General features: G+C 70.7%; 9 protein-coding genes. 5 read left to right on the top strand and 4 right to left on the bottom strand.

Annotation, left to right across the window (positions count from 1 at the left end):
- The first annotated feature begins 4 nt into the window (after positions 1–4).
- Positions 5–694 (top strand): TetR/AcrR family transcriptional regulator, encoded by a 690-nt coding sequence (locus tag ACFVZH_RS21220; protein WP_384899082.1) that lies wholly within the window; start codon positions 5–7, stop codon positions 692–694.
- A 22-nt stretch (positions 695–716) separates the two neighbouring features.
- Here ACFVZH_RS21220 and ACFVZH_RS21215 read toward each other — a convergent pair whose 3' ends face one another.
- On the bottom strand, positions 717–1,754 hold the full coding sequence (locus ACFVZH_RS21215) for a hypothetical protein (protein WP_384899080.1): 1,038 nt from the start codon (positions 1,752–1,754) through the stop codon (positions 717–719).
- A 1,293-nt stretch (positions 1,755–3,047) separates the two neighbouring features.
- On the opposite strand from ACFVZH_RS21215, the gene ACFVZH_RS21210 reads away from it, so the two are divergent.
- The 3 genes from ACFVZH_RS21210 (at position 3,048) to ACFVZH_RS21200 (ending at position 5,539) form a co-directional block, all read left to right on the top strand.
- The gene (locus tag ACFVZH_RS21210; RefSeq protein ID WP_384899078.1) at positions 3,048–3,878 is read left to right on the top strand and encodes a hypothetical protein; all 831 of its coding nucleotides are present in this window, start codon (positions 3,048–3,050) and stop codon (positions 3,876–3,878) included.
- Positions 3,879–3,966: 88 nt separating this feature from the next.
- A complete protein-coding gene (locus tag ACFVZH_RS21205) occupies positions 3,967–4,695 on the top strand; it encodes an SDR family oxidoreductase (protein ID WP_384899077.1) in 729 nt (242 codons plus the stop codon).
- A 589-nt stretch (positions 4,696–5,284) separates the two neighbouring features.
- Entirely contained in the window at positions 5,285–5,539 is a 255-nt protein-coding gene (locus tag ACFVZH_RS21200; RefSeq protein ID WP_384899168.1) for a hypothetical protein, read from the top strand.
- A 262-nt stretch (positions 5,540–5,801) separates the two neighbouring features.
- Here ACFVZH_RS21200 and ACFVZH_RS21195 read toward each other — a convergent pair whose 3' ends face one another.
- Entirely contained in the window at positions 5,802–6,605 is an 804-nt protein-coding gene (locus ACFVZH_RS21195; RefSeq protein ID WP_384899075.1) for an NAD(P)H-binding protein, read from the bottom strand.
- A gap of 63 nt (positions 6,606–6,668) precedes the next feature.
- Here ACFVZH_RS21195 and ACFVZH_RS21190 point away from each other — a divergent pair, with 63 nt between their 5' ends.
- Positions 6,669–7,361 carry a helix-turn-helix domain-containing protein gene (locus tag ACFVZH_RS21190; protein ID WP_384899073.1) on the top strand — a complete coding sequence of 231 codons (693 nt, stop codon included), beginning with the start codon at positions 6,669–6,671 and terminating at the stop codon, positions 7,359–7,361.
- A gap of 279 nt (positions 7,362–7,640) precedes the next feature.
- Here the strand turns inward: ACFVZH_RS21190 and ACFVZH_RS21185 are convergent, their stop codons facing one another.
- Positions 7,641–9,263, bottom strand: coding sequence for an amidase (locus tag ACFVZH_RS21185; RefSeq protein WP_384899071.1), 1,623 nt, complete (start codon positions 9,261–9,263; stop codon positions 7,641–7,643).
- Between the two features lie 198 nt (positions 9,264–9,461).
- The gene (locus ACFVZH_RS21180; protein WP_384899069.1) at positions 9,462–11,738 is read right to left on the bottom strand and encodes an MFS transporter; all 2,277 of its coding nucleotides are present in this window, start codon (positions 11,736–11,738) and stop codon (positions 9,462–9,464) included.
- Between the last annotated feature and the right edge of the window lie 18 nt (positions 11,739–11,756).

Below are 11,756 nucleotides of genomic sequence, written 5' to 3'. Positions count from 1 at the left end.
ACGGATGGCACAGGACACGCCGCCGGCGAAGCGCGGCCGGAAGCGGGCGGTCGGCGAGGACGAGGTCGTCGCGGCGGCCATGCGGCTGCTCGGCGCCCGCGGCGCCGACGCGGTGAGCATCCGGGGGATCGCCGCCGAGCTGGGACTCGCGCCGAACGCCGTCTACACCTACTTCCCCGACCGTGCCGCGGTGGTCGGCGCGGTCGTCGAGCACCTGCTCGGCGAGACCGACCTCGCCGCCCTCACCGCCCCCGACACACCCTGGCGGGACCGCGTCCACACGCTCGCCACCGACCTGCGCCGCCGCCTGCTCGCCCACCCGGGAGCGGTCCACCTGCTCCTCTCCGGCCCGATGGACGGCCCCCACGCCCTCGCGCTCGGCGAAGCCCTCCTCGCGGTCCTCGCGGACGCCGGCCTCGATCCGACGGAGGCCGCCCGCGCCTCCTACCTGCTCATCGTCCAGGTCCTCGGAGCGATCGCCCTCGAAGCCGCCGAACTCCCCTCACCCGCACCGGCCCCACCGATCACCGAGCGCATCGCGACCCGCCGCGACCACCTCCGCGCCATCCCCGCCGACCGCTACCCGCGTACAGCCGAGGCGGCTGACGTGATCGCGCAGTTCGTCTCCGACGAGCAGTACGCGTGGGGGCTCGACCGAGTCCTGGACGGCATCGCGGCGCGAGCGAAGAGCTGAAACCGGGACCTTCTCGATGTGCTCAGCCCTCAGCCGCGTGCTCCACCGCCACGGTTTCCACGGACGGAGGACATGCGGAACAGCGGGTGCCCGCTTCCGCCTCCGCGATGAACAGCAGCCGCTTGCCGCACCCGCCGGCGCACTCCGAGACGTCGATGCCGCAGCCGCACCCGAAGCACAGGGCCGACCTGCCGTCGGGTTCGGCCGCGGTCGCGATGTCGAGCACCACGGCGTCGAAGCCGCAGCGCGGGCACAGGGTCGGACCGACGAGACCGCTCCCCGCCGACTGCCTGGCGACGTAGCGCAACGCGGCATGCTCCGGCTCGCCCCAGGGCGCGAAACAGAAACGGCAGGTGATCTGAGACCTGCCGGTGACGAGAGCCGGTTGCTGACAGTTGGGGCAGGAGACGATCGAGGAGGCGAGCGGTCCGAGTTCACCGGCGAGTGCGGCCATTCTCTTCGCCACGAAAACGGTGAGGGCGCTGAGGCGGCTGCGGACCGACGCGACGGTGCGGCGATCCTCCGCGTCGAGGTCGTCGTGAAGGTGCTCGTTGATGAACCACAGCAGGAATCCGAGGACCTGAGCAGCCTGGCCCTGGATGGCCTCCGCCGTCTGATCCAGCCCGTAGTGCTGCAGCGCGTTGCGCGTCTCGCTGAGCTCCACCAGGGCTTGCCGGTGTCCCTCGAGGTCGATGTCCGCCACCTGCTTCAGGCGGTCGAGTGTCTCCGGCAGACCGATTGTCTTGAACCTGCCACCCTCGAACTGCGTGCGGGTTACACCCAGCGAACCCTGCTTCTTGGGCAACGCGTCCAGCACCACCAGAGTCCAGTGCTCCCGCTCGAGCCGGGCCTTCAGAAGGACCTCGACCCCCGCCTGCAGGTGGAGAATGGCGTACTTCAAATTCCGGTCCGCAATCGGTCCCCCGTCGGCCGGCGGCGTCAGCCGGTCGACGACGTCGTCCAGGTAGTCGAGGCCGTTACGGAGAGGCCGGAAGGTCACCCGCTGCTGCGGGCGGGTCGGGTGCCCCATGGGCGGCGGGTAGCCGTAGTCCTCGTTCATGTCTTCCTTGCGTCGTACCTGGCCCCGCCCCGCTGGTGCGTGCCTGACGCAGCCTCTCTTGCCGGGACTCGGCTGATCAAGAGGGTGCGATCACGGACGGGCGGGTCTTGGCCAACGATTCGCGGTAGGCGGGGGAGGCAGAGGCACGCCCCGGTGGGCCTCGTCTGGGCAGCCGGTGGACCTCGGCATCAGAACGGCCGAGGACGCGGCCCGCACCAAGGAGGCGACCCGCACCAAGTAGGTGCCCCTCGCGATACGTGCCCCTTTCGGCGGCCTTCACCGCAGGCACCGGCGATGCCTTGCATGGCGGCAGCGCGGCGGCCTTCAACGTTGCTGGACTGGCCCGACGACCGTCGCCCGCCACGCGGCCGCCATCGCCGCGGGGGAGCGTCCCGCCGCCGTCGTACTCGGCTGGATCGACGACCGGTACGTGCAAGCCCAGCACGAGGAACGATGGCTGGTCGGCGCGGTACCGGACGGCCATCACCGCCTCGCCGCCTACACGGCCGCCGATGTGCCGGCCCGAGCAGATCACCGCTTCACCCCTTCTGCGGCGGCAGGACTCCTGCCCTGGCGTGCTGGTGTGCCACGATGGCCGCCGGGAGGCGGGATGCAGTATGTGGGGCCGGGGGCGTTCATCGCGTTTGCTCTGGCTGTAGCGATAAGTGGGGCGGTCGAGCTTCTCACTGGGTGGATCCATCCCTGGGAGCGAGCCCGGGTCCTGCGTCCTGTGCCTCATGGGCTCGGTCAGGTGCTGACGGGGAGCGGTCTCTGCTGTTTCTTCAGTGTCTTCGCCTTCACCCCGTCAGGGGACGTGCTCCTTTCACTCATGGCAGTGGGCGCTGGGCTCTTCCTCGCTGGAACCGTCCTGGTCGGTGTGTCCCGATTTCCAGGCCGCTAACGCTGGTCATGATCGGAACCAGGTGACGACGGCTGCGGCAGTGACTGTGCCGAGGAAGACATACCCGCGCTGGTCCTAGGCGAGGGCAGTGGCGAGGACGGCGCCCTGGAGGGACTGGCGGAGGTGGCCGCGGCGTACAGCCGCCGGGACTGACGGCGGTGCTCCGGTCACCCTTACCGGGTGCAGCGGAAGCGCCGGCCGGTACGCAAGAACAGCTGGAATGGCCGCCACCGGTGACATCGACATCCACAACCATCAGGCCGCCGTCGCACCGCCGTTTCATCGACCCGGTTTGAGCCGGAGTCAGGTGCGCCGCCCAGGCGGCGCAGCGCACCTGGGGCATCACGGAAATCCTCAGCGCACCGGCCGCCCGAGCGGCGAAGATGCCTGCCATGAGCGACACCGTGGTCGATGACTGGTCACCTGCGGACCATCCCCATGCCATTGCCGTATCCGAGGCACAGTGGTGGAAGAACACCGCCGTTCTGGCGGTCAGCCGCATGCGGAGCGGCGGTGAGACAGCTGGTTGGTTCGACACCCGGCAGATCGACGCGCGGCAGCTGTGCATTGCCCTGCGACAACTCCTGATGGCGGAGAAGCTGCAACAGATCGCCTTGGCCCAGCTGACCATGAACCCGGTGGTCAGCCAGGATCTTGCCCGCGCCCGGGAGCGATTCGAGGCGGCCCTGCCCGGCATCAAGGACATGCGAGACGGCCTGACCCACTTCGAGGACTGGTCCCGGGGCGTGGGTCTCGGTCCCCAGAGGAAGCGCATCAAGGCCGGTGACACGGAGCGCGACGTGGCACGAGCCTTCTGGAGCTTCGCCTACGACCCCGCCGCCGACACCGTCTCCATGGGCCCCTACCGGATCGATGTGGGAGCGGTGGACCCGGCCGTTGCCGGGCTGTCGCACGCGATCTACCTGGCAGCCCACCAGATCGACCTGACGAAAGCCGCCCATCTGCGGGACACCACTTTGCTCGTGCTCACGCACGCAGGGATCGAGGGAGTCCAAGTCTCCGGCGGCGACGACTGCCGGGTGCTGCTGTCCCTCACCCGCGACGCTGACCTCGGTGACGACGAGCGCCACGAACTCTCCGCCCGAGCCGTCTCCGCGATCGCGAGCGCGTCCCTCCGCCTCACCTCCCCTACCCACCCTCAAGACCAGGCCCTCGCCCGCCGCCTGGCCGACGGCGAACTGCTCCTGCTCCACCAGCCCTGATGCAAGGGCGGACGAACTCCGGGCGCTTGGTCGGCACGGCTACGCTCACGGTGATCAACACGGGGTAGAGGTAGAGGGAGGTGTGCGAATGGATCTCACTGGACGCACGGTGGTGGTTACCGGGGCCGGGCGTGGATTCGGGCGAGCGTTGGCCTTGAAGGCAGGTCGGTTGGGGGCGCGTGTGTTCGTGTCCGCGCGTTCTCTGGCTGCAGCCCAGAGAGTGGCTGATGAGGTGGCGACCGACAGTGGGGCGAAAACTGACGCGTTCGCCTGCGATCTGGCTGACCCGGCCTCCATACGCGCCTTCGCGGAGGGAGTCACCGCCCACACCGACCGGGTGGATGTACTGATCAACAACGGCGCCCGCTACCTGGACGGCCCCGATCTGTGGGACGCCGACGACGACGCGATCACCGACACCATCGCCTCCGGAGCCACCGGCACCCTGCTGACGGTCAAACACTTCCTCCCGCTGCTACGCGCCTCCGCTCATGCGGACGTGGTCAACCTGGTCTCCTCGGCCGCGGAAGCCCGGAACCACCGCTCCCAGGCGCACCCCGCGTTCTACGCGGCCAAAGCCGCGCAGGCCGGCTTCGCCGACGTCCTCTCCCATCGGCTCCGCCCTGAGAGCATCCGTGTCATCTCGCTCTACCCGCCGGACTTCACGGACGGCGACCCACTCGACTCCACCTGGGATCACGCTTCCCGGACTTCAGACGATCCGCTGACCGCCGAATCCGTGCTCGACTGCGTCCTGTTCGCGATCGGCCAGCCGCGAGACTGCTTCATCCGCTCCTTCCACTTCGAGCAGATGTAGGCGTCCGCCCACCCCCGACGCCATCAGTGCGGACGATCGCCTCGTACAAGGGTGAGCAGCGGCAGCCGGCGATCATCACTGTACGTATCCATGGCCGGATAACCTCCGGCTCGGCTCAGGTCACGGGCAGCAGAGGCGCGCTCCGAGCTTCCTCTCCTTTCGCTCTCAGGCATCGCTTAGTCCAGCCCCAGGTCTTGACGCATTTGCGGTATCCGTGACCGGGAAGCGTGAATGGCTGCACGACTCTGGGTCGTCGGTACGGCCAATCAACGCGTAAATGGCTGCGGCAGCAGCGAGACGCTCGCCGTACGCGGCAAGACACCGCCTGCCGGCCTCAGCGGCGGAGACTCGCCGGTGTTCCCAGGGTCAACCGCGCTTTTCCGGACGAGAGTCACCACCCCTCACTGATCACGGCACTTGGAGCTGCCATGGATCCAGAGGAGCTCAAGCGGCGGTACGCCCGGCAGCCGAAGGGAGCATCGAGGATCACGGACCTGTGCACGTCCCGCTGGTTCGCAGTAGGTCTGTGTGCCCGGGCATTGTCAGTGGTGGCTGGGAGGCTGGAGCAGTGAACGGAGACGAGCAATTGATGCGTGGGCGTGTCTATGGCAGCGACCACGACGATCCCGCCCCAGGCCCGAAGCCTGGCCGCACCTACGCCGAGCTGGTCGGAGGGCCGCTGGACGGCCTCCTTCTCGACATCACCGGCTGGACGGCGGCCGAGATCCGGACGGGCGCCGGGCTGCCGACCGATATCGGCCGGTACGGTCCCGGCGGCCGCGCCCTCTACAAGCCGCGTGCCGGCGCATGCGACCGCTGGGATTGGGAGGGAGACGCGCGCTGAGTGCGAGACCAAGCGGGCGCGGGCCACTGTCGGAACACCTCGGCGACCAGGCACGCAGTACGACGACGCCGCATCTGCCGCGCACAGCGACAAGCCGAGCGCCGGCGGTGGCCGGCGCCGGCCAGCGCCGGCATCTTCATGCCGTGAAGAGGACCGACCGCATCTCAGGACCGTGACGTGCTGTGGCGGCAACGCGTCCGGTGCGGGCCCCGGGGCACACCCAGGGCCCGCACCCGAGAACCCAGAGGCCGTCGGCGATGGGCTACGGGGTTGCGGCGAATGCCTCCCGGTGGTCGAGAGCCCACTGCTCGAACGTGCCCGCAGGCCGCCCGAGCACGCGCGGCAGGTGGTCGGTGATGTAGGCCGCGCCGCCGGCGCGCGCCCAGTTGATGCCCGTGGTCATGTCGGGCGGCAAGGAGGCGAGCGTGCTCGTGTCGGTGATCTTGACCGGCCGTTGCAGCACGCGCTCCAGAATCGTCGCCTGGTCCGCGAACGTCAGCAGGTCTGGCCCGGTCAGGTCGTACCGCCGCCCGTTGTGCGCCTCGTCGGTCAGGGCGGCGACGGCGGCCGCGGCCACGTCCCGCGGGTCGACGATGGCCTGCCGGGAGTCGCCGGTCAGGTTCGGGATGGGGTCTCCGGCCTGGATCAGCGGCCGATGCCACAGGAAGTTCGATGCGAAGCTCGGGGGGCGGAGCATCGTCCACGCGAGCCCGCTGGCCTCGATGGCTTCCTCCGCGGCGAGGTGCCATGCTCCGACGGTCGCGCCGTCGAACCGCTCCCCGCTGCCGATCGCGGACAGTTTGACGATCTTACGGACGCCGGCGGCCTGGGCGGCCGTCACGAGGGCGATGTCGTGGTCCGCGCTCGGCACAGGCGGCACGGTCACGAGGAAGACCGCGTCGACGTCGGCCACCGCGCGCGCCAACGACTCAGGGTCGTCGAAGTCGGCCCGCACCCCGTCGGGCCGCTCGTGGCGGGACATCGCGCGAAACGCCACGCCTCGTTCGGCGAGCAGGCGGACGACGTGACTACCGATGGTGCCACTGGCACCGGTAACAAGGATCATGTCCCGACGATCACATCACCCCCACGCCCCGGGATAGGAAGAATCGGCACTATCGTGGATGGCGTGAGCGCACTCGTCGTACCGCCTGCCCTTCGGCCTTGGGTGTCCGGGATAGATGTCGCCGCGACGGCCGATTCCGCGGCGGTCGACGTACCGGATCACGCCACCACCCTTCTTCTGCGCAGCGACAAGCGTGAGTTGATCGTCATGGGCCCCCGCACCCGGGCCTCCTATCACGTCGGCACGCCCGGCCGTTCGTGTGTGCGGGTGCGCATGCGTCCGGGTCGGGCACAGGCTCTGCTGGGTCGTCCGCTGCGGGATCTCGCCGACCGGGCGCTGCCGATCGGTGAACTGCCGGGCCTGGACATCGACCAGTTCGCCGACGACCCCGTCGACGCTCTCCTGGAGGCGCTCGCCGACCGTCCGGAGCCCCCGCGGCGGCTCGAGGAAGCGGCGCGACTACTGGGCGACGCCGATGCCGGTATCGCCACCACCGCGGCCCGTTTGCACATCAGCGAGCGTCGCCTGCGTACCCTCTTCGCCGACGGCACCGGGTTGTCCCCGAAACAGTTCGCCCGCATCGACCGCGTACGTACCGTGCTCGCGTCGGATGCCGCCACATGGTCGGACATCGCCGCGAAGGCGGGCTACTACGACCAGTCCCACATGACGGCCGAGTTCCGCCACTTCATGGGTGTCCCGCCCGCCGCGTACACAGCGGGCAGGCGCCCCGCCGCGACGCCGTGCACGGACTGAGTCCAAGACGGCAAGGCGAGCTGAGGACAATTGTCGGCGCTGACGCAGTCGTTGGCCTGCGAGTGGCGACAACTTCGAGGGTTGGGCTGATCCGTGGACGGGTCGCGGCCCCGACGGCCCGCGCAGGGGCTCCCCATGGGATGCGATCCGATGAGGCCACGGCAGACGCCGGGCTCCCGGTGATCACAGAGCACTGCAGCGCTCATTGACCACCGGGGCCTTCGTCTGTCCTCCCTCCGAGGTTCCCCATCGCGCGCGACCGCGTTCGTACGCCTCTTGCTAGCCGGCGGTGTCGGGTGTGACCGAGTGCAGGTATCGCGGTGCGCGCCAGGCGTCGAGCCGCTGCTCCACCGCCGCCCCCAGCGACAGCAGCTCGGCGTCCTGATGGTCACCTGCCATCAGGAGCAGGCCGACCGGGAGTTCGCCGACGAATCCGGCGGGTACGGACAGCGAGGGGTATCCGGCGACGGCGGCCGGGGTGGAGGACGGGATGACGTCGTTGTCGCCCCGCGCGCAGTCGGTGGTCCAGGCGGGTGGGTTCGCGGGGGAGGCGATGGCGTCCAGGTGGTGGGCGGCCATGGTCTCGTCGATGGACCGCCGCGACAGGTCGTTCAGTTCGGCGCGCATGGCCTGGTAGCGCGGGTCGGTGGTCGCCGGCGCGGCCAGGGCCTGCTCGAACAGTTCCTGGCCGGCGAAACAGGTTTGCTCGGCCGTATGCGTACGGTTGAACTCGATCAGCCCGGCGAGGTCGCGAGGCCCGCTCCGGGAGGCGAGGTAGGCGTCGATGTCCCGGCGGAACTCGCTCAGCAGGGCCGGGAATTCGAGCGCGGCGAGCCTGTCCTGGTACGGCGGCGTCACCTCGACGACCTGGGCCCCGGCAGCACGGAGCCGCGCCGCGGTCCGGGTCATCAGGGCGTCGACTTCGGCGCCGAGCGAGGGGAGTCGCCACAGGCCGATCCGCTTGCCGCGCAGGCCGTCGGGGCGCGGGAGCGTCTGCGCGACGTCGAAGGCGGTGTCGGCACCCGCGGCGTCGTGGCCGCTGAGGACCGACAGGGTGATCGCCGTGTCGATGACGTTGCGGGCCATGGGGCCGGCCGTGTCCTGCTCGGCGGAGATCGGGACGACGCCCGACTGGCTGACCAGTCCGAGGCTGGGCTTGTGGCCGACGATCCCGTTCATCCCCGCCGGACAGACGATGGAACCGTCCGTCTCGGTGCCGATCGCCACCTGCGCCAACGACGCGGCGATCGCGGCGGCCGAACCGGAGGACGATCCGCACGGGTTGCGGTCCAGTACGTAGGGATTGCGTGTCTGCCCGCCGACCGCCGACCATCCCGATGTCGGCTTCGCGGAACGGAAGTTGGCCCATTCGGACATGTTGGTCTTGCCCAGGATCACGGCCCCGGCCGCACGCAGCCTCCCGACGAGCTCCGCGTCCGTGTCCGGCGGAGTACCGGCCAGTGCCAGCGACCCTGCGGTCGTCGGCATGTCACGGGTGTTCACATTGTCCTTCAGCAGGACGGGGATCCCGTCGAGTGGGCCGCGGACCCTTCCGAGCCTATGCCTGCGGTCACTTGCGACCGCCTGACTCAGAGCCGTCGGGCTGGTGCGCAGCACCGCGTTGATTCTCGGGTCGACCGCCTCGATCCGACGGAGGTACGCCCGAGTCAGCTCCGACGAGGTCAGGCTCCCGCGCTTCATGTGGGCCTGTAACTCGGGAATCGTCACCGTGTCCAGGTTCACTCCGCGCAGGAGCCCCGGCTCCACGCGGGAGGGGGCGCCATCGGCGCCGGACTCGGCGGCCGCCGCACGGTGCCCCGGCATCCCCGCCGACAGAAGGGCCGCCACGGCCAGGGCCGCGGTCAGTGACGCGGTCAGTGACGCAACACTTCTCTTCTTCATGGGGGACAGCCCACTGCAGAGGGACCGCCGTACGCAAGAACCTTGCGCGCCTGTCCACGCCGGCCGGGAATCCCAGCGCCGACGGGAGCCGCGAGCCACAACCGGGCAAAGTGGCTGTCCTCCACGTGCGCCAGATGTTTGAGCAGGCCGCCCAGCGTGATGGTGGATGCGCCGACACGCCTTCCCGGTCTTCCTCGCCTACGCGGCCACGACGGCGAGGGCGACGACGGCGATGTCGTCGGTGAGGTGGTGGGTCCAGTCGCGGACGTCGGCGTCGAGGTGGCGGACGAGGGCGTCCGGGCCGTGGTGGGAGGGACTGCTGAGGCGCTGGGCGAGGGGGTAGAACTCGCCGGTGGAGTTCCGGGCCTCGGTGAGGCCGTCCGTGTGGGTGAGGAGGGTGGAGCCGGGGGTGAGGTCCAGCCGGTGGGGGCGGATGGCCCCGGCCGTTGTCAGGGCGCCGAAGCCGAGGGGGAGTTCGGAGGGGACGGTGAGTTCACGAGCGAGGTGGGGTGTGACTTCGAGGGGCGCGAGGTGCCCGCAGTTGATGGCGTCCAGGGCGTGGTTGTCGGGGTCCTGCTGGAGGAGGAAGGCGGTGGCGAAGAGTTCGTCGTCGCCGCGGGCGTGGGCGGCGCGCTGGACCTGGCGGTCGAGGCATGCGGCGACCTCGCCGAGGTCCGCGGTCTCGTGCGCCCGGCTGCGGAAGCAGCCGAGGAGGTCCGTCACGGTCTGGACGGCCTGGAGGCCCTTGCCGCGCACGTCGCCGATGAGGACGCGGGTGCCGAAGGGGGTGTTGAGGGCTTCGAGGAAGTCGCCTCCGACGGCGGTGCCGCGGGTCGCCGGGCGATAGAGGCCGGCCAGGTGGAGGGCGCCGAGCCGGGAGGGGATCGAGTGCAGGACGGCGTGCTGGAGAGCGCTCGCGGTCTCGCGGGTGCGGGTGAGGCACTCGGTCTGTTCCCGTCGGTACCACGCGGCGGTGCCGGCGGCCGCGCCGACGGCGAGGGCGACGATGACGCTGACCGACGGGCTGATGTCGGCGTCGACCATCACGTACTGCAGAGCGGCCGAGGCGGCCACGGCCAGGGCCACGACGGGCCGGCCGAGAGCGAGCGCGGCGACACCGACCACGATCGTGCCGATCCACAGGAGTTCGCGCGCCTGCGAGGGCAGGGGAGCGCTGCCGGCCGCGGAGGTATAGGGCATGGCCTGCGCGGCGGCGGTGCCCAGGAGGATGGCGGCGGGCAGCAGGGCGGTGTTCACGCCGAGGTGGGGTCGGGGGATGGCCGCGAGGAAGCGCGCCATCTGCGGGGTCATGGCGAGCATGGTGCCGAAACCGACGAGGGTCACTGCTGCCGGTCCGCTGACCATGGGGTGGCTGCTGCGGTTGAGCAGGACGTGCAGCAGGGGGAGGCCGAGGGCCGCGAGCGGCAGTCCGAGTGAGGCGCCGGCCAGCGGGGAGACGTTGCGGTGGCGGGCCACGAGGCAGCCGGCCGCGCCACCGGCACCGAACGCGGAGAGGGCGAGCGCACCGCCCGCGGGCGAGATGCCGGCCGCCGCAGTGAGCGAGGGGACGGCCAGGGTGAGCACGGTCTGGGTGAAGCCGAGCGCGACACCGGCTACGAGGGCGGCGGCCCAGAGCAGGCCGGGTACGGGCGCCGCATGGCCGGGGCCCGGGCGGAGGCGCAGGAAGCGTATGCGGGCGGCGGTGAGGGCGAGGACCGCCACGATGAGGAGGCCGCCGACCCAGGCGTCCTGCCAGCCCCACAGCGGGGCGAGCTGGAGCGCGGTCGCCAGCGCCATGGCGCAGACGACCTGGCATGCGGTACGCACCGGGTCGGGCCGCGCGCCGGAATCCGGCGCGATGGCCTCGGGCAGGTAGCGGCGTACGAGAAGCAGTGCGGCGAGCGACGCCACGGCGAGCAGGGCCATGAGCAGGCGCCAGCCGGCCAGCTGCGTGGCGCGGGGCACGAGGTTGACGGCCAGGACGAATCCGACGGACATGGCGGCGAGCCACCCGCCCATGACCTGGCGGATCCGACCCGGCATGGACGTCGAGGCCATGAACGCGAGACAGGAGACGAAGACCGCCGCCAGGGCCGCCGCCATGATGACGCGGCCGAGGATGTAGGACCAGGGGCCGAAGGCGGCGGTGAGGACCAGAGACCCTGCGCACAGCACCGCCAGGGCCGCGGTCAGGACCGAGCGCCTGCCCCACAGGTCCCCGGCGCGGCCTGCGGCCGCGAGCACGGCGATGGCCAGAGCGAGCCCGACCACCTGCGCGACCGCCTGGTGGCGCGAGTTCACGCCGAGGTCGGGCTCGACGAGCGGGGCGATGGTGGCGTGCACGACGGGAGCGATCACGTACAGCACGGCGACCAGCGCGAGGAGCAGTCCCGCAGCCCGCGCGGGCGATGTGCGTCCGGCGTGCGGCTCGGCGGACGTGATGGTGGTCGGTCCGTGGGTGATGGTCCCCGTCATGTTCTGGCCTCCTGGGTG

The sequence above is a fragment of the Streptomyces sp. NPDC059534 genome (genome assembly GCF_042743475.1).
In the GTDB taxonomy this organism is placed as follows: Bacteria; Actinomycetota; Actinomycetes; order Streptomycetales; family Streptomycetaceae; genus Streptomyces.
The sequence above is the reverse complement of the archived record's forward strand: the minus strand, read 5'-3'. Positions and strand labels throughout refer to the sequence as shown.

What these genes read in the sequence shown, in the direction of transcription:
- ACFVZH_RS21220 (WP_384899082.1), top strand. Translation starts at nt 5, where the DNA reads ATGGCACAGGACACGCCGCCGGCGAAGCGCGGCCGGAAGCGGGCGGTC.
- ACFVZH_RS21215 (WP_384899080.1), bottom strand. Translation starts at nt 1,754, where the DNA reads ATGAACGAGGACTACGGCTACCCGCCGCCCATGGGGCACCCGACCCGC.
- ACFVZH_RS21210 (WP_384899078.1), top strand. Translation starts at nt 3,048, where the DNA reads ATGAGCGACACCGTGGTCGATGACTGGTCACCTGCGGACCATCCCCAT.
- ACFVZH_RS21205 (WP_384899077.1), top strand. Translation starts at nt 3,967, where the DNA reads ATGGATCTCACTGGACGCACGGTGGTGGTTACCGGGGCCGGGCGTGGA.
- ACFVZH_RS21200 (WP_384899168.1), top strand. Translation starts at nt 5,285, where the DNA reads ATGCGTGGGCGTGTCTATGGCAGCGACCACGACGATCCCGCCCCAGGC.
- ACFVZH_RS21195 (WP_384899075.1), bottom strand. Translation starts at nt 6,605, where the DNA reads ATGATCCTTGTTACCGGTGCCAGTGGCACCATCGGTAGTCACGTCGTC.
- ACFVZH_RS21185 (WP_384899071.1), bottom strand. Translation starts at nt 9,263, where the DNA reads ATGAAGAAGAGAAGTGTTGCGTCACTGACCGCGTCACTGACCGCGGCC.
- ACFVZH_RS21180 (WP_384899069.1), bottom strand. Translation starts at nt 11,738, where the DNA reads ATGACGGGGACCATCACCCACGGACCGACCACCATCACGTCCGCCGAG.